This window comes from Aeribacillus sp. FSL K6-1121, assembly GCF_038003725.1.
GTDB lineage: Bacteria > Bacillota > Bacilli > Bacillales > Aeribacillaceae > Aeribacillus > Aeribacillus composti.
The window spans coordinates 2,240,656-2,258,769 of sequence record NZ_JBBOPS010000001.1; the positions used below are offsets into that span (position 1 = coordinate 2,240,656).

General features: G+C 39.3%; 11 protein-coding genes, 2 tRNA genes and 2 rRNA genes. 7 read left to right on the forward strand and 8 right to left on the reverse strand.

All coding sequences use genetic code 11. The annotated features are described in order from the left end of the window. Nucleotides 1-155 precede the first annotated feature (155 nt). The 3 genes from NSQ61_RS10955 to NSQ61_RS10965 all read right to left on the reverse strand — a co-directional run bounded on the left by NSQ61_RS10955 (nt 156) and on the right by NSQ61_RS10965 (nt 4,951). Nucleotides 156-231, reverse strand: a tRNA-Val gene (locus NSQ61_RS10955). Between the two features lie 96 nt (nt 232-327). Beyond that, a 23S ribosomal RNA gene (locus tag NSQ61_RS10960) occupies nt 328-3,259 on the reverse strand. A gap of 138 nt (nt 3,260-3,397) precedes the next feature. Next, nucleotides 3,398-4,951, reverse strand: a 16S ribosomal RNA gene (locus NSQ61_RS10965). Together the 16S and 23S rRNA genes with 1 tRNA gene alongside form the textbook arrangement of a ribosomal RNA operon. A gap of 656 nt (nt 4,952-5,607) precedes the next feature. Between NSQ61_RS10965 and NSQ61_RS10970 the strand changes: the two genes are divergently transcribed. Continuing rightward, entirely contained in the window at nt 5,608-5,796 is a 189-nt protein-coding gene (locus tag NSQ61_RS10970; protein WP_063387041.1) for a hypothetical protein, read from the forward strand. A gap of 272 nt (nt 5,797-6,068) precedes the next feature. Here NSQ61_RS10970 and NSQ61_RS10975 read toward each other — a convergent pair whose 3' ends face one another. The 4 genes from NSQ61_RS10975 to NSQ61_RS10990 form a co-directional block, all read right to left on the reverse strand. After that, nucleotides 6,069-6,947: a GIY-YIG nuclease family protein gene (locus NSQ61_RS10975; protein ID WP_340806974.1), complete on the reverse strand. Its 879-nt coding sequence runs from the start codon at nt 6,945-6,947 to the stop codon at nt 6,069-6,071. Between the two features lie 73 nt (nt 6,948-7,020). Then, nucleotides 7,021-9,726 (reverse strand): DEAD/DEAH box helicase family protein, encoded by a 2,706-nt coding sequence (locus tag NSQ61_RS10980; protein WP_340806977.1) that lies wholly within the window; start codon nt 9,724-9,726, stop codon nt 7,021-7,023. Nucleotides 9,727-9,728: 2 nt separating this feature from the next. After that, nucleotides 9,729-11,678 carry a site-specific DNA-methyltransferase gene (locus NSQ61_RS10985; RefSeq protein ID WP_340806979.1) on the reverse strand — a complete coding sequence of 650 codons (1,950 nt, stop codon included), beginning with the start codon at nt 11,676-11,678 and terminating at the stop codon, nt 9,729-9,731. 19 nt (nt 11,679-11,697) lie between these two features. After that, entirely contained in the window at nt 11,698-12,543 is an 846-nt protein-coding gene (locus NSQ61_RS10990) for a helix-turn-helix domain-containing protein (RefSeq protein WP_340806981.1), read from the reverse strand. Between the two features lie 202 nt (nt 12,544-12,745). On the opposite strand from NSQ61_RS10990, the gene NSQ61_RS10995 reads away from it, so the two are divergent. The 5 genes from NSQ61_RS10995 (at nt 12,746) to NSQ61_RS11015 (ending at nt 16,897) form a co-directional block, all read left to right on the forward strand. Then, the gene (locus NSQ61_RS10995) at nt 12,746-13,075 is read left to right on the forward strand and encodes a hypothetical protein (protein ID WP_340806983.1); all 330 of its coding nucleotides are present in this window, start codon (nt 12,746-12,748) and stop codon (nt 13,073-13,075) included. Nucleotides 13,076-13,472: 397 nt separating this feature from the next. Then, nucleotides 13,473-14,453, forward strand: a complete 981-nt coding sequence (locus NSQ61_RS11000) for an FtsK/SpoIIIE domain-containing protein (protein ID WP_340806985.1) — start codon at nt 13,473-13,475, stop codon at nt 14,451-14,453. Nucleotides 14,454-14,614: 161 nt separating this feature from the next. Next, a complete protein-coding gene (locus NSQ61_RS11005) occupies nt 14,615-15,406 on the forward strand; it encodes a rolling circle replication-associated protein (RefSeq protein WP_340806986.1) in 792 nt (263 codons plus the stop codon). Continuing rightward, nucleotides 15,406-15,648, forward strand: a complete 243-nt coding sequence (locus NSQ61_RS11010; RefSeq protein ID WP_340806987.1) for a helix-turn-helix domain-containing protein — start codon at nt 15,406-15,408, stop codon at nt 15,646-15,648. Before NSQ61_RS11005 ends, NSQ61_RS11010 begins: the two co-directional genes overlap by 1 nt. A gap of 103 nt (nt 15,649-15,751) precedes the next feature. Further along, the gene (locus tag NSQ61_RS11015; RefSeq protein ID WP_340806988.1) at nt 15,752-16,897 is read left to right on the forward strand and encodes a site-specific integrase; all 1,146 of its coding nucleotides are present in this window, start codon (nt 15,752-15,754) and stop codon (nt 16,895-16,897) included. A gap of 136 nt (nt 16,898-17,033) precedes the next feature. Here NSQ61_RS11015 and NSQ61_RS11020 read toward each other — a convergent pair. Further along, nucleotides 17,034-17,106, reverse strand: a tRNA-Ala gene (locus tag NSQ61_RS11020). A 204-nt stretch (nt 17,107-17,310) separates the two neighbouring features. Here NSQ61_RS11020 and NSQ61_RS11025 point away from each other — a divergent pair. Next, entirely contained in the window at nt 17,311-18,114 is an 804-nt protein-coding gene (locus NSQ61_RS11025; protein ID WP_063387042.1) for a protein-glutamine gamma-glutamyltransferase, read from the forward strand.

Below are 18,114 nucleotides of genomic sequence, written 5' to 3' on the forward strand. Positions count from 1 at the left end.
TGAATACAACAATCAATAATCAGTCTTGCTTCATTTGATCGTCGTTCCAATCTTAGAAATCTTGTCCAAGGAAAAGTTCAATTGGTACGATGAAGCAGCATGAAAGACGATATCTCGACCGTGCTTTGCCAATTGAGCTGAATCGATATACTGTATGGTGGAGGATGACGGGATCGAACCGCCGACCCCTTGCTTGTAAGGCAAGTGCTCTCCCAGCTGAGCTAATCCTCCAATTCAAAAATCACCAGAGGACATATGCAAAGTAAATAAAAGTCCATAATTCTTTCAAAACTAGATAACGGTTCCTTCACGAATAGATGCTCTTTCTTGGTTAAGTCCTCGATCGATTAGTATCCGTCAGCTCCACGTGTCACCACGCTTCCACCTCGGACCTATCTACCTCGTCATCTTCAAGGGATCTTACTCGCGTTTAGCGATGGGAAATCTCATCTTGAGGGGGGCTTCACGCTTAGATGCTTTCAGCGCTTATCCCTTCCGCACATAGCTACCCAGCGGTGCCCCTGGCGGGACAACTGGTACACCAGCGGTGCGTCCATCCCGGTCCTCTCGTACTAAGGACAGCTCCTCTCAAATTTCCTGCGCCCGCGACGGATAGGGACCGAACTGTCTCACGACGTTCTGAACCCAGCTCGCGTACCGCTTTAATGGGCGAACAGCCCAACCCTTGGGACCGACTACAGCCCCAGGATGCGATGAGCCGACATCGAGGTGCCAAACCTCCCCGTCGATGTGGACTCTTGGGGGAGATCAGCCTGTTATCCCCGGGGTAGCTTTTATCCGTTGAGCGATGGCCCTTCCATGCGGAACCACCGGATCACTAAGCCCGACTTTCGTCCCTGCTCGACTTGTAGGTCTCGCAGTCAAGCTCCCTTCTGCCTTTGCACTCTCCGAATGATTTCCAACCATTCTGAGGGAACCTTTGGGCGCCTCCGTTACCTTTTAGGAGGCGACCGCCCCAGTCAAACTGCCCACCTGACACTGTCTCCCGCCCCGATCAGGGGCGCGGGTTAGAATGTCAGTACAGCCAGGGTAGTATCCCACCGTCGCCTCAGCGCAAGCTGGCGCTCACGCGTCTCTGGCTCCTACCTATCCTGTACAAGCTGTACCCACATTCAATATCAGGCTGCAGTAAAGCTCCACGGGGTCTTTCCGTCCTGTCGCGGGTAACCTGCATCTTCACAGGTACTATAATTTCACCGAGTCTCTCGTTGAGACAGTGCCCAGATCGTTACGCCTTTCGTGCGGGTCGGAACTTACCCGACAAGGAATTTCGCTACCTTAGGACCGTTATAGTTACGGCCGCCGTTTACTGGGGCTTCGGTTCGCACCTTCGCTTTTCGCTAAGCGCTCCCCTTAACCTTCCAGCACCGGGCAGGCGTCAGCCCCTATACTTCACCTTACGGTTTCGCAGAGACCTGTGTTTTTGCTAAACAGTCGCCTGGGCCTTTTCACTGCGGCTCATCATGGCTTATCACCTTGATGAGCACCCCTTCTCCCGAAGTTACGGGGTCATTTTGCCGAGTTCCTTAACGAGAGTTCTCTCGCTCACCTTAGGATTCTCTCCTCGCCTACCTGTGTCGGTTTGCGGTACGGGCACCTCTCACCTCGCTAGAGGCTTTTCTTGGCAGTGTGGAATCGGGAACTTCGGTACTTCCTTTCCCTCGCCATCACAGCTCAGCCTTCCGGCAAGCGGATTTGCCTGCTTGCCAGCCTAACTGCTTGGACGCGCACATCCAGCCGCGCGCTTGCCCTATCCTCCTGCGTCCCCCCATTGCTCAAACGGTGAGGAGGTGGTACAGGAATATCAACCTGTTGTCCATCACCTACGCCTTTCGGCCTCGGCTTAGGTCCCGACTAACCCTGAGCGGACGAGCCTTCCTCAGGAAACCTTAGGCTTTCGGCGGAGGGGATTCTCACCCCTCTTTCGCTACTCATACCGGCATTCTCACTTCTAAGCGCTCCACCGGTCCTTCCGGTCCGGCTTCGATGCCCTTAGAACGCTCTCCTACCGCTGACACCAACGGTGTCAACCCGCAGCTTCGGTGATACGTTTAGCCCCGGTACATTTTCGGCGCAGAGCCACTCGACCAGTGAGCTATTACGCACTCTTTAAATGGTGGCTGCTTCTAAGCCAACATCCTGGTTGTCTAAGCAGCTCCACATCCTTTTCCACTTAACGTATACTTTGGGACCTTAGCTGGCGGTCTGGGCTGTTTCCCTTTTGACCACGGATCTTATCACTCGCAGTCTGACTCCCAAGGATAAGTCATTGGCATTCGGAGTTTGACTGAATTCGGTAACCCGATGGGGGCCCCTCGTCCAATCAGTGCTCTACCTCCAAGACTCTTCCCTTGAGGCTAGCCCTAAAGCTATTTCGGAGAGAACCAGCTATCTCCAAGTTCGATTGGCATTTCACCCCTACCCACACCTCATCCCCGCACTTTTCAACGTGCGTGGGTTCGGGCCTCCAGCAAGTGTTACCTTGCCTTCACCCTGGACATGGGTAGATCACCTGGTTTCGGGTCTGCGACCTCGTACTATTTCGCCCTCTTCAGACTCGCTTTCGCTGCGGCTCCGCCTTTCGGCTTAACCTTGCACGAAATCGCAACTCGCCGGTTCATTCTACAAAAGGCACGCCATCACCCGTTAACGGGCTCTGACTACTTGTAGGCACACGGTTTCAGGTTCTCTTTCACTCCCCTCCCGGGGTGCTTTTCACCTTTCCCTCACGGTACTGGTTCACTATCGGTCACTAGGGAGTATTTAGCCTTGGGAGATGGTCCTCCCTGCTTCCGACGGGATTTCACGTGTCCCGCCGTACTCAGGATCCACTCGGGAGGGAACGGAGTTTCGACTACAGGGTTGTTACCTTCTCTGACGGGCCTTTCCAGACCTCTTCGTCTACCCCGTTCCTTTGTCACTCCTTAATCGAGTGTCCTACAACCCCAAGAGGCACGCCTCTTGGTTTGGGCTGTTCCCGTTTCGCTCGCCGCTACTCAGGGAATCGCTGTTGCTTTCTCTTCCTCCGGGTACTTAGATGTTTCAGTTCCCCGGGTTGCCCTCCATACCCTATGGATTCAGGTATGGATACTGCCCCATTACGGGCAGTGGGTTCCCCCATTCGGACATCTCCGGATCGACGCTTACTTACAGCTCCCCGAAGCATTTCGGTGTTTGTCCCGTCCTTCATCGGCTCCTAGTGCCAAGGCATCCACCGTGCGCCCTTTCTAACTTAACCGTTTCTTCCTAACATGAGCGATCTATTCGTGAATGTCTTTCCGTTATCCAGTTTTCAAAGAACAATCAAGAAGGATATGATCCTTCAAAACTAAACAAAACGGAAAAGCGCACCCTATTTCAATGTATATATCCTTAGAAAGGAGGTGATCCAGCCGCACCTTCCGATACGGCTACCTTGTTACGACTTCACCCCAATCATTTGTCCCACCTTCGGCGGCTGGCTCCCGTAAGGGTTACCCCACCGACTTCGGGTGTTACAAACTCTCGTGGTGTGACGGGCGGTGTGTACAAGACCCGGGAACGTATTCACCGCGGCATGCTGATCCGCGATTACTAGCGATTCCGGCTTCATGCAGGCGAGTTGCAGCCTGCAATCCGAACTGAGAGTGGTTTTTTGGGATTCGCTCCACCTCGCGGTTTCGCTGCCCTTTGTACCACCCATTGTAGCACGTGTGTAGCCCAGGTCATAAGGGGCATGATGATTTGACGTCATCCCCACCTTCCTCCGACTTTTAGCCGGCAGTCACCTTAGAGTGCCCAACTGAATGCTGGCAACTAAGGTCAAGGGTTGCGCTCGTTGCGGGACTTAACCCAACATCTCACGACACGAGCTGACGACAACCATGCACCACCTGTCACCCTGTCCCCGAAAGGGGAACGCCCTATCTCTAGGGTTGTCAGGGGATGTCAAGACCTGGTAAGGTTCTTCGCGTTGCTTCGAATTAAACCACATGCTCCACCGCTTGTGCGGGTCCCCGTCAATTCCTTTGAGTTTCAGCCTTGCGGCCGTACTCCCCAGGCGGAGTGCTTAATGCGTTTGCTGCAGCACTAAAGGGTGGATACCCTCTAACACTTAGCACTCATCGTTTACGGCGTGGACTACCAGGGTATCTAATCCTGTTCGCTCCCCACGCTTTCGCGCCTCAGCGTCAGTTACAGGCCAGAGAGCCGCCTTCGCCACTGGTGTTCCTCCACATCTCTACGCATTTCACCGCTACACGTGGAATTCCGCTCCCCTCTCCTGCACTCAAGTTCCCCAGTTTCCAATGGCCGCTCGCGGTTGAGCCGCGAGATTTCACATCAGACTTAAGGAACCGCCTGCGCGCGCTTTACGCCCAATAATTCCGGACAACGCTTGCCACCTACGTATTACCGCGGCTGCTGGCACGTAGTTAGCCGTGGCTTCCTCGTCAGGTACCGTCAAGGTACCGCCCTGTTCGAACGGTACTTGTTCTTCCCTGACAACAGAGCTTTACGATCCGAAGACCTTCTTCGCTCACGCGGCGTTGCTCCGTCAGACTTTCGTCCATTGCGGAAGATTCCCTACTGCTGCCTCCCGTAGGAGTCTGGGCCGTGTCTCAGTCCCAGTGTGGCCGGTCACCCTCTCAGGTCGGCTACGCATCGTCGCCTTGGTGAGCCGTTACCTCACCAACTAGCTAATGCGCCGCGGGCCCATCCTGCAGTGACAGCTAAAAGCCGCCTTTCAACCGAAAACCATGCGGTTTTCGGTGTTATCCGGTATTAGCTCCGGTTTCCCGAAGTTATCCCAGTCTGCAGGGCAGGTTGCCCACGTGTTACTCACCCGTCCGCCGCTAACCTAAAGGAGCAAGCTCCCTTCGGTCCGCTCGACTTGCATGTATTAGGCACGCCGCCAGCGTTCGTCCTGAGCCAGGATCAAACTCTCCAAAAAAAGTTTGTCACCAAATGCTCTTGTCAGAATCAACAGGCACGCTTTTCGTTTTGTTCAGTTTTCAAGGATCATTTTCCGCTGTATTTTTACAGCGACTTTTTCAATATACAACTATTCAGAGCAAAATGTCAAGAGTTTTTTTAAAAAGTAATTTTTTATTCATGACTAATGTCTCATTGATCTTAACGACATTTGATATTCTATCACCATTAACCACTAATTGCAATATAAATTTTTATAAAAAAAGATTTATTTTTGATAGTCGTTAGACAAAAATTGATTTAGTAGACGAAAGCATACTCATTCAAATAATTATCTGTTAGAACATATTTTACCACAAACAAACGCATTGTTAAGCACCTCTTACTGTTTGTGATCCGCTAAAATTTCTATCTAACGAGCCAAAGGAAAATCGATGTCAAGCATTTGTCAGCATCACCGTTTTCATAAACACGATTTCACCGGATTGAAACCTGACACTGTGAAGCAATTTATCGATCGAGACGATAGTTTCCTCAACTTAAAAAAAGACGCGATGCAGCCAAGTACAAATAAAAGCAGAATGCTGATGCAGCCATAGCATTTATTTTTTTGTATTAAAAATGGACAAGCATGAATATATAAAATTTAGAGAGACAAAAGCGGGAGGGATAAAAATGGATCTGGCTTTCTTAATTATTGCTTATTTTTTATCCATTTTCCATTTTGCATATGGATATAAAGAAGCTATAAGAATAAGCGAAGAAAACGGAAAAGTGAACGGTTGGTCCGTCATTTTTTCGTTTCCACTCGGATTTATATTTGCATTTTTTACAAACTTTTTTTATCACAAAATATATTTATAAATTCAATCAGTAGATTTATACAATCTTTACGGAAAAGCTTTTTCCTTCATCTTTTCATTGAAGACGAATATTATCACAAAAAACTCATTTTTTATGAAGAAATAATAAAACCCTTGGTAAACAAGGGTTTTTTAAATGGAGCATAGGGGGCTCGAATTATTCGTCTCAAAACACGGTCAAATCAACATTTGCGGGGGCATTTGATAAATTTGACTACGTGTTTGGCTACGCTTAATAAAATCATAAAGATAGAAGCAATTGCTTCTGAATCGTTACTCTATTTCTTCTTTTTCTATTTGATTAAGGCTTTTCCCTTTATATTTCCATCGCACTCTGCCGTTCTCTTCTCCACCTGAAATGGCAGCAGCTGCATAGCTTGGACTTGTAAAAATGTAGTTCTCTTCAAACCGATATAAATCCCTTTGTTCTGTAAGTTTCATAATCCCTTTATCGATAAGAGTCTTTCGCATCGTTTTAATTGATTTTCCAGCTGAAGGCCTGTTTTCAACAACTGCAGTTGATCCTTTCAAAACAATGTATTTGTCATCTTCTATTTTCATCTTTGCTGTCGCATTTTTAATTTTAAACTCAAAAATTTTTTCCTGTTTTTGTTTGTCCTCTTGATTGTTTGATATCCTTTCGGACTCTAATATATCTATACCGATGGATGATAAAATCAATTGAATCGCACTTAAAAATTGTTCCATCTCGGCATTGTCTACTTCAGATAAAGTAGGTTTTGATGGTCTGGTTCCATTATCCAATTTTACTTTTCCTGCATCAACTGCTAACCTACATAACTCCGCTTCAAGAAACTGTATTTGTGTTTTCGTGATATAATCGTCTTTTGAAGTAAAAACAATAGCTTCATCCCAAAATTCTTTTTGTTTTCCTCCCAGAGAATGTGACTTTAATCGTTCCCTGACGATTTCGCCTTCACCAATATAAACAATCGTTTCTTCCGGTGTTGCGATATCATTTCCAATCAATAAATAACAGCCTGCTTTTCTGGATTCTTCTCTTTGTAAAAAATCTTTTAGTTTTGATCTAGGAAAGATGGTCGTGTATATCGTCATATTGGAGATTTCTACCGTTCGAAGACCATTCGGATTCCCGTCGACTAAAAACAAGCGTATTAATTTTCCTGACAACCGAATCACTCCAATACGTTTAACACATTTTATACGACAGTTGTAATAAGTTTGATATTTTGACTATATTTAATTAGAAATCTTGAACACTTAAGCCCTTAAACGCTCGTCCTAATGCAATTTCACCGATCTGTTTCAATGTATTTCTTCCATCATTCATCGTATAGAATTTAACCCCTTTAATTTTTACATCTTCTGTTTCATCTTCAAACATGATTTCAGCTTCATGTTCGTTTATATACAGCAATAAGTCCTCTTTCCACTGTTCTTCTTCAATATTCCTTCCTTTTGGTTCAATAAAGATTTGGACGATGAAATCAGCATTTTTCAGGTAGAGAATAAAGTCAGGTTGAAATCCTTGTAATCGTATTTCTTTATTATTCGAACCAAATTGATGTAACTTTAATTTATGACTTTTGGCCGATTCCCGATGCATATTTTCGTCCATTCTGATTAAATACACATCTGAATATTTTTCTTTTAACTCCGCCACTCTTTCACCGATTCGATCGATCAACTGTTTTTCCGTCTGATTAATAATCGCTGAATCATAAACATAGTAATCTTCTTTGATTTCAAATCTCTTTACTTTTTGTGGGTTTGTATCCAACAACATTCTTGACGTATCATAGTTAGGTACACGTTTACGATAGTCGGTTAAGTATTCCCTGATTGGGTAACCGATAAATTTATTCGTGCCACGACGTTTGCTATACCCGGTTTTAATTTTTTTTGCCACATCCATAAAGTATGTTTCTAGTATCTTCAGTTTTTCATTCGGTCTAAGATCATCCTTTGTCATCGAACGGGGAACGATTGCATAAACCGTTCGATTGAAAATATTTAACCAATTTTCACCTAAAAACTGTTCTCTTGATTTGAGTAAAGGAATATATTTTTTCAAGTGATGAAAGTGATAGAATGAAAGGCGATTCATCACTTTATGGACATAACGTTTGTCAAATTCAACGACAACATGATGGGTATTCGTCATATCGCCTGTTACTTCACGAGCTTTATATTCAAGCTCTTGATAAGAAAAAAGATAAGGAACAATAATATCATTCTTGTTATCTACACCGTACTTATCTAGTGAATCATAATAATCATCACTCACTTCAACCGTCTCGTTATAATATATTTTCCCATATTTCCAAACATCCGTCTTTTTAAAGCTTTTTTTAACTTTTACATCCAGTAACGGATTTTTTCCATCCATACCTGTCGGTAAATTCATTTCATCTAACGCTTCAACTAAGTTTTTCAAATATTGTGGTTCATTAATCGTATGATAGTGCAATGTTTCTAAAATGAGACTGTCTTTACTGTCATCTTCAAATCGCCTTTTAAATGATTTTTCACCATTTAACAAAAAAGGATAATATCTAGCACCTCGACCGATTAATTGCGCTTCTGACATCGTGGTCGCTTTTGTTCCTTTTGTTTTTGGATCATCACTGAGTCGAACGATATCATATAAGTTTAATACATCCCAACCCTCAGTCAACTTAGCCACGGCAAAGATGACCCGATAAAGGTTCGTCGGGCTTTCTAAACTGTTTAACGCTTCGTAATGCCCTTTTTCCAGCAAACCTGTTCGATCTGTATCGTTTGCGTTAATGATTCGACTAGGGGAAAATTCACGTTTTATCTCTCGAATTATATCAGCTAGATGTTCTTCCTTCTTTCGATAATAGTCATAAGCAAGAGCTAATGTTTCACTGCTATCTTCCCTTGTCATCTGAGTCTGTCTCTCTAAAAATGCTTTTAAAGATTCAACCGATAAATTTTTAATGAGTTCATTAAACGTTTCATGCGCTTGATTGGAGGCGTCAATTCGTTGCGACTTAAACATAATGACAGGTTTCATATAGATACCATGTTCTTCTAACGCATATCTTCGTCTAAATTCGCTTAATAAAACCGCATTCAGCATGTTGTCAACATCTCTATTACTCGACTGGATTCGTTTGACGTTTTTTGAATATTTATCTTGAATGTACCGATCTAATGCGTATCGATAAATTACTTTATCTTTATATTTTTCATAAATGTTTTTGTTATCAAGATCGATGGTTGCGGTAAACTCGAGCAATTTATTGTCTTTTCGTGCATTTAAAATCGTTTCAATGGCTTTTTCCCAAGACCGTTCCATTTCTTTTTCTGTTTTTGTAGAAGCCGAATAGTGATGGGCTTCATCTGCTAAAATGACAACTTTATCTCGTGCATAATCTTCTTCACCCATGGCATTTTCTTTTTGCGTATAAATGTCTGATGCTACACTTTGTACCGTATCAAGTTTTAAATAAATTGTGTTTTTGCTTTGTATTTTAGGAAATGTTGATACTCGTCTGATTTCTACTCGTTTACCATCGATTTCAATGTCAGGGGTATACAAATACTTATCAGACGACTTGTTTGTTAAGTTATCAATTGTCTTGTTTAAAACTCCCTTAGTATTGACGAGGAAAAGAAAATTTTGGTACCCGTGTTCTTGATAAAGGTATAGAATGAGTCCCGCCATTAAGTCTGTTTTTCCACTGCCTGTTGCCATATTAAATAAAACATGATTGATCTTGCGATGACGAAACTCCTTGGCAACTTGTGAGTAATGAAAAAAGCGAAGGGCGGCATTTTGATAGTATCTGAAGGTGTGTACTATGTTTTCAGTAATATAGTCGGGCGTATGCCAAGCCCCTTCTTCGTTAAATATATTTTGATCAAGTGCGACTAATTCATCGTATAAAGGCAAGGGCAACTGCTTTTTCTTCTTTGACATGTTTATTCCCCTCCCCTTTCATAAAAGCTTTTATTAAAGGCATAATCATGATCTGAAATTAAATCTCGAACATTTTCATCATCGATTTCCGAATAGTTATAGTAAAGTTGGTTTTTATCGATAATCTTAAATAACGTTTTCTTTTGATCCTCAAGCGATAATTCATGCAAGGTATCTCTTACTTTTTCTAAATCGACACGGAAATCAATGTCCGCTTCTTCTAACATGAAATCAAATACTTTCCGTAAGTCGGCTGGTGTTTGGGCATCTCGAATGGCTTTTAAGAAGCCGCGATTTTTTTCCATTAATTCTACGTAAACAAAACTTCCCCCACCTTGCCAATTCACATCACCTAGTTTTGATACTCCACCTTGTTCACCTTCTATTACCTTCTGCAAGCGTGGAATTGAAACTGTGTTTATATAATCCATTTGTTCGATACCGATATATCGACGATTCATTTTATGCGCAACAGCTGCAGTAGTTCCTGATCCTAAGAAGAAATCTAATACTAAATCATCTTTTTTTGTAGCAATACTTAAAATACGATGTAGCAAATCTTCAGGTTTTGGGAAAGAAAAAACTTTTTTTCCAAATAATTTTCTAAGGTGAACTGTTCCTCTTTCAGAATTTACTGCTTTATCGGCCCAAACAGATCTAGCCATTTGGGAATTATCTCTGTATTTTTCAACAATCATATACCTACCAGGTTCTTTCATTGCTTTACCGACGACATTGACATTTAAGTTTTTTTTGGCTTTTTCTTTTCCCCATCGCCAGACAGTTTGTATTCCCATAGACTTTGCAGGATAAACTTCAATATAACCATCTTTAGGTTCAAGTGACAATTCAAAAAAACCATTATCTAATTCTTTATTTGGATTAACATAAAATGGATAGTACAAGTTAGGGCGATTCCCAATATGAAACGCTGTATTTCTGTTACGTAGCTCCCTTATTTCATATCCTCCAATTTCATCTTCATAAGAAAATTCCTTATCTAAATCAGTAATTTTGTAAATTTTATAGTCAGATATTGACTTTGCATATACATGAATAAATTCATGCATATTTGCTATTCCACCGTAATCACGTCCGCGAGGGTTATTAACAATTGTTATCGTTTCAATAAACTGTTCTCGACCAAATATTTCATCCATTAAAACCTTTAGATAGGCTTGCTCATTATTATCACAATGAACAAAAATCACACCGTCTTGAGTAAGAAAATCTTTTGCTATTTCTAAACGGTTTTTTATGAATGTTAACCATGTCGAATGATTAAATCTATCATTATATTTAAAACTATCGTTCCCTGTATTATAAGGCGGATCAATATAAATCAACTTCACTTTCCCTGCATATCTTTCTTTTATCGTATGTAAGGCAAGCAAGTTATTCCCTTTGATAATCAAATTATCATTTTCATCAAAACGATCGATTGCACGCACACCGTTTTCATCATATTTTTTCGCATTCACTAAAATTTTCTTATCTAGCAACACATCAATCTCTTCTTTGGCGATGACTTCATTCAAAAACGGCTCATCTGGTCGCAAGTCGTCTTTATCTGTGTCTTCTTTCGACATACTTGCTTTGAGGATTGTATCTTTGTAAGGGAAATCCAATACGACATCGGTCGATTCATGAATAAATTTTCCCCCGGCGGTTAATCCGATTTTCTTCGAGTATTTTGTATAAGAATCCTGCCAATATTCGTCCGCTTCAAACATTTCGATTAACTTATTAGTTTCGAAAACCATATGACCGTTAATCGTAATGGTGAAGTTGTCTTTGATCGTTTCATTCTTAATCAATGCACTTAGTAAATCCTTATCGTAAGCGTCTAAATCTTGAATGACTTTACTTTTATTTAATTGTTCTTCAATAAAATATTTCTCTCCGAACTGTTCCAGCACTTCTTTAATGGCTTGATTAATTTTTGTTTGCATGACTTTCCCTCCGTAAACATTAAAAAATGGATTTGTGTTTTCGCTTTTTAAATTGTTCATAATTTAATTCCACGACATCTATCAGTCTTGTACTTATCTCTTGAATTAGCTGTTCAGCATCATCTTTAATATTTCTGTAATCCCTATCTTTCTGTTTTTCATATGCTTCGGCTGAATGAATTCCACCAAAAGAAGGGTGGTTGCTCTGATGTTCTCTTTCCAGTCGAAAAATATTGTTGCTTAATAACCAATTTAAATCTCTAAAGATCTTTTTAACTACAGGTTTTGTTGTATCATTCATTCTAGATAATAAATCCAGTAAAAATAAAATAATATCACTGTTGATTTCTTTATTCTCATCTGACAATAATTCCTGAAGTAACGGCAAGAAATTCGTTTGGAAATGATAGTCATTCAATATTGGAAATTCATTTTTCAACATGTGTACAGATAATGTCTGTTCCTCATCTTCATGATTAATCAACTCTTCAAAATTAGGAATAATAAGCGTTGCCGTGTCTTTGAATCGCTTAAAATCCCCCGGTTTATAATTCATTTCTTTTAAAACCTCTTCTAACTCAAAGAATTTTTCTTCGCTAATCACTTCATTTAAATGATAGTGATCAAATATATCCTGTAGATAATCAGCTATATCCCCATAAAGTATCCAGTTGCTATCTACTCCTGTTTTTTCCGAAAGCAATTTTAAGTTTTGAGAGCTCGGTACATTAGCACCTCTCTCCCAAGAACTAATACTACTAATAGGCACATCTAATAATTGACTGAATTCTTTTAACGTCATTTGTTTTTCTTTTCTAATTTGCCGAATCCTTGAACCTATGCTTCGTTTATTATATTCAAACATAATTCTCTTCTACCCCTTTCTACATTTTACATTTTTGTTTTACGTACTTTTATAACCTTAAATATACCTTCCTCAAACTTTTATTTCAAATATTTGAAAATAATACTTGTATAATCAAAAATATATGGTATTATAAAAATAAAATTACGGTTTTCATAAACAATTAACGTAAACCGAAAATACAATTTAGGAGGTTTAAGAAATGTCTATCAACGTTAAAGAACTTATTGATATTTCTAAACTTGGACAAGAAATGTTATTGGTCGAACCGCCTTCACCTTATACTCGGTTTATCGACGGAAAAAATACAGGTGAAATCGCGGGCTATAGGTATCCGATCGTTTTGAAGGAATACAATTGGGATAAAATTCAAGTCAAAATCGAAGGACAAACACCACAGATTGATTCAGAACAAATGAAAGATGGAAAGCCGATTAAAGTGACTTTTGAAAATCTAGAAGTCATGCCTTATTGTCAAAACGGTAGAGTGGCGTTATCTTTTAAAGCTTCGTCTATTTCTATAGTCAAATAGTAACAATCATGCTCTAGGTAAATGGCTTCTTCTTTGCTTAGAGCATGATGAAAGAATGGTGGTACAGATGTTTAGATTGAAAAAAAAACATACGGTCACGTTTAAAAGGCGAAAATTGCTCCATATTATTTACGCCTATTCTTTTATCGTTTTATTCTTTATCACGATTTATGTACTCGATCATTATATATTTTCGCATTTTTCATATGAGATGGCGACTATATATTATTTAATCCCAATTATAACATTCGCATCCTTCACTTTTTACCTTTTTTATACGAGTAGCTATTCATTTTCAAAAATCCAACAAATAAAAGCAAAACTGAGACACGTTATCCTATTTAATCAATTGTATGTAACGGATAAAGACACAAATCCATACAAGGCTGTAACGTCCATGAAGTTTAAATTTTACTTCCAAGATCATTCATTAATCATTGAATCATATTCAAACGGAGCACCTTATACGTTACAATCGGATAGCCTAGCGAAGAAGCTTGAGTCTGCTTTATCAATGAATTTAACAGATATAAAACATCGTTCACCTCATTTTGTGACATACGAATTTAGTGTTAATAAACCAGACCGTATTATCGTGGATAAAGCATTGTTAAATGATTTTGATCCAGTAACAATTCCTTTAGATTCAGAAAAGGATTGGAAGTTTACAAATGTTCCACACGCTTTAATCGCTGGAGCGACTGGTTCAGGAAAAACGTTTATGATTTATTATTTAATTTTGCAATTTGCCATTCGAGGGGCTGATATTTTCATATTAGATCCGAAACGAAGCGATTTATCCAGCTTAATATCGAGTATTCCAAACGCTTCAAATCGAATTGCTAGCATTCCAGCAACGATGGCAAAAATTTTAAGGGAAGCCAACGTTGAAATGAATAAACGTTACGACACGATGTTTAATAAAACCGATGTCGAACTGGGTAAAAATTATATTCATTATAATTTGAAACCAATCGTTATTGTTTTTGATGAAGTTGCTGCTGCAATGGAAGAAGACAAAAAATTCGCCAAAGAAATAGATTCATATTTAAAGCAACTCATTCTAAAAGGCAGGCAAGCGGGTATATTTATGATTTTAAGTACTCAAAAACCGAATGCAGAAGCAATTTCTACGGTCGTCCGTGACCAAATCGGTTTAAGGATTGCTTTGGGACGATTATCGAAAAACGGATATCGTATGACTTTAGGGGACGAATGGGATGAATTGCCTTCAGCCGAAACTGGAACTGGTAAAGGATTCGTATTTTTAGATGGTGAAGGGTGGACTTTACCTAGACCTTTTGAAGCTCCATATCTGGATTTTGACGTATTAAATTATCGTCAAGAACTGTATTCAGCAATCATCAATAACAGATAACTTTGCTTCGTCCGATTCGACCGTAGAAAAGTGATGACTGCTGCGTCAGTAGCAGAGTGGAACGGTCAAGCGGAGCGGTCACTTTTCTACGGTCGAGAGCTTGAGCGAAGCGAAAGCTGTTAACTTGTTATATATGCAAATTTGAAGAGAATAAGGAGGTGATGATACGTGAGAAGATGAAGTATTATAATACAAAAATAATTGAAACAAGTTTCACAGAAATATATGAATATGAAGAAGTGATTGGGTATGGGTTTACAAATCTAGTGAATGAAAAAAAATTGGAATATATAAAATTTGAAGAAGCTTCATATGAAGAGAAAAGTAAACGTGTGGAACGAATGAAGAAATATCATAAAAATGAGCGTTGGGAACTCGGTCGATTGATCGATGCAAACTTTGATGATCGAACTAGTTTTCTAACCTTAACGTTTAAAGAAAATATCGATGATATTCAAAAAACGAATTATGAGTTTAATAAATTTATAAAAAGATTGAATTATAAAATATACAAAACCAAAAAAGCAAAGTTAAAATATATTGGTGTGTGGGAATTACAAAAAAGAGGTGCGATACATTACCATATTGTTTTGTTTTCTGTACCTAAAATTCCTTATAAAGAATTGAAAGCAATCTGGCCACACGGGTCAGTGAATATAAAAAAGATTGATGTAGATCAGAGAGAAAATATCGGTCGGTATATTAGTAAATATTTTGAAAAAAACATGGATGATCCAAAATTTCTTGTAAAATTTATGAATAAAAAAAGAGTGTTTAAATCCAAAAACTTAAAGCAACCCAAAGTTAGACTTGAATTAAACGATGAATGGAAGACATTTTCAGATGACGAGGTTTTGTTCCAAAAAACGTATAGAGGATTTAAAAAAGTCGGTGAGGAATATCAGGAATATCGTATTCGGTACACGAAACTGAAGAATAGGAGTGATAATTAATGACACAACAAATTGATCACGAGATGATACAATCCATTTTTAACAAGTTTGAACATTATTTTAACAAAATGAATCAGCAGCAAGAATGGCTTGATCTGAAATCGGCCGCTAAATATGCAAATGTCTCTTACAATACATTCATCAAATTTCGCAAAATGGGTTTAAAAGTTGCTGAAATTGATGGTGTCAAAAGGGTGAAAAAATCAGAGATAGACCGATTTTTACAAGATCATAGCTTTTAATGCATTGTGGGTTTATCTCATAAATGAGTATAATGGTTTATGAGGTAAACCCTCTTTTTAATCATTTGCCCCCGCAATTGATTGAAGGAGGTTTTTTTACTAAGTGATCAAAAAATATACATTGAAAAACGGGGAAATTAGATATGAATTTCAAGTATATTTAGGAACAGATGAAGCCACAGGAAAACAAATGCGAACAACTAGACGCGGTTTTAAAACGAAGAAAGAAGCGGAGCTCGAATTGGCACGAATTAAATTACAAGTCGCAAGTGGAGAGTATAGAAAAGAACGGGCTGAAACATTTAAAGAAGTTTATGAATTGTGGTTATTACAGTATGAAAACACTGTGGAACAAAGCACGTTTGTAAAAACGGTTAGTCTATTTAATAACCATATCCTTCCTAGCATAGGTGAATATAAAATTGAAAAGATTACGGTTGATATATGCCAGAAAGCTGTAAACGATTGGGCGAAAAAACTTAAAAACATAAGCAAAGTTAAAGCATATGCTTCCCGAGTATTTAACTTTGCTGTCAAGCGTGAATTTATTCAAAAAAATCCATTTGATTTAGTCGAGCTTCCAAGAAAAAGGAACAAACAATTATCTGATGAAACAGACGAAAAGAATTTTTACACTCGTGAACAATTAATCGAATTTCTTTCATGTTTGGAAAAAGAAACAAACGTAAAAGCATACGTGCTATTTCGTTTGCTCGCATTTAGTGGCATGAGAAAAGGAGAAGCGTTAGCGCTGACATGGCGTGACATAAACTTTAAAACAAATGAAATACGTATTAATAAAGCGCTTTCCCGTGGAAAAGACAATAAACTTTACATCAAGTCAACCAAAACGAATGAAGCTCGAACGATAAAGATGGATGAAAAAACAATGAACATATTAAGGATGTGGAAAAAGAAACAGAAAGAAGATAATTTCAAACTAGGTTTTAATACATCTAAACCATCTCAACTCGTTTTTAGCAATGAGAAGAATGAATTTATACAACCGACTAAAACTCGTGAATGGATACTATACGTTCAAGAGAAGTACAATCTAAAGAAAGTGACGACACATGGTTTACGTCATACCCACTGTTCGCTTTTATTTGAAGCAGGTGCCACATTAAAAGAAGTACAAGATCGGCTTGGTCACAGTGATATAAAAACGACAATGAACATTTACACACATGTTACTAAAAAGGCTCAGGAACAAGCCATACAGAAGTTTTCAAATTATGTAAATCTCTAAAATACGACGATATTTTGACTACGTATTTGACTACGTTTAAATGAATTTTATTGACATTCCATGAAAAAGAAAAAGTGCCAAATTCCTTTCATACCAAGGTTTTTGACACTTGATGAAAATCTATGAAACTGTATGATGGAGCATAGGGGGCTCGAACCCCTGACCTTCGCGCTGCCAGCACGACGCTCTCCCAACTGAGCTAATGCCCCGTTTTTCATTTGTCACAGACAATATTATAGCGTGATGATTTTTCCAATACAAGTATAAATTTATACAAATGACGAAATTTCATAAGAGGTTTTTCTCCTGTAAAAAAGTTGATGCGGTAACGCTCTTTTCAAAGATATATCAGAATTTACATGGACCAATTACTTATCAAAATCATACGATGGCTACAGAGGGGGGAACGATAAATGATTGCAATTCAAAATAGGCCTATTACAGCTAATGAATTAAAAGAATTTTTTTCAGATGCAAAAGATCGGGAAATTATTGATTGGATGGCAAACAGCCACAAAGTTTATCGCTATGAATCCTTAAATGAATTAAAGTTTGAAATTTTATTCAGGAGAAAAACGATCGAAGCTTCGCTCGACCTTTTAAAAAGCAAAGCGCAATTTGCGACATTTGAAAATTCATACTGTCATGATCGCTTCTGGCAGCTGAGCAGTAAAGGGGCGTTTTTGTTAAAAAAAGATGTGACTCCGGCAAAAGGAATAGAGGACATTTTTATAAATGGAAATAAATATGCATTTGAATGTGCAACAGCTATAGTCATTGTGTTCTATAAAGCTGCTCTTGATTCAATAGGAGAAAAAGCTTTTAATTATTTATTTGCAGATCTTGTTTTATATGACTGGCATTACGACAAAGACCTCGGAGTCCGAACGACCGTTACGACTGATTTTGTCCCAGGAGACTGCGTTTATTTCAACAACCCGGATTTTAACCCGGAAACACCACAGTGGCGGGGGGTAAATGCGATTCATCTCGGCAATAATCTGTATTACGGTCACGGAATCGGAATTCGTGATGCAAAAGGCGTCATCGAAACGTTAAATCGATATCGAAAAAGACAAGCGGTTGAATCGGCTTATTTAAAAGATCAAGTTACAAGACCGAATTACAAGTACCTATCAACTTATCAAAACTATATTCGTGAAAATAAAAATAAACGAATTTCGGCTAGAATCGGGCAAACTTTTTATACATTTTAA

What these genes read in the sequence shown, in the direction of transcription:
- NSQ61_RS10970 (WP_063387041.1), top strand. Translation starts at nt 5,608, where the DNA reads ATGGATCTGGCTTTCTTAATTATTGCTTATTTTTTATCCATTTTCCAT.
- NSQ61_RS10980 (WP_340806977.1), bottom strand. Translation starts at nt 9,726, where the DNA reads ATGTCAAAGAAGAAAAAGCAGTTGCCCTTGCCTTTATACGATGAATTA.
- NSQ61_RS10985 (WP_340806979.1), bottom strand. Translation starts at nt 11,678, where the DNA reads ATGCAAACAAAAATTAATCAAGCCATTAAAGAAGTGCTGGAACAGTTC.
- NSQ61_RS10990 (WP_340806981.1), bottom strand. Translation starts at nt 12,543, where the DNA reads ATGTTTGAATATAATAAACGAAGCATAGGTTCAAGGATTCGGCAAATT.
- NSQ61_RS10995 (WP_340806983.1), top strand. Translation starts at nt 12,746, where the DNA reads ATGTCTATCAACGTTAAAGAACTTATTGATATTTCTAAACTTGGACAA.
- NSQ61_RS11000 (WP_340806985.1), top strand. Translation starts at nt 13,473, where the DNA reads ATGAAGTTTAAATTTTACTTCCAAGATCATTCATTAATCATTGAATCA.
- NSQ61_RS11005 (WP_340806986.1), top strand. Translation starts at nt 14,615, where the DNA reads ATGATACGTGAGAAGATGAAGTATTATAATACAAAAATAATTGAAACA.
- NSQ61_RS11010 (WP_340806987.1), top strand. Translation starts at nt 15,406, where the DNA reads ATGACACAACAAATTGATCACGAGATGATACAATCCATTTTTAACAAG.
- NSQ61_RS11025 (WP_063387042.1), top strand. Translation starts at nt 17,311, where the DNA reads ATGATTGCAATTCAAAATAGGCCTATTACAGCTAATGAATTAAAAGAA.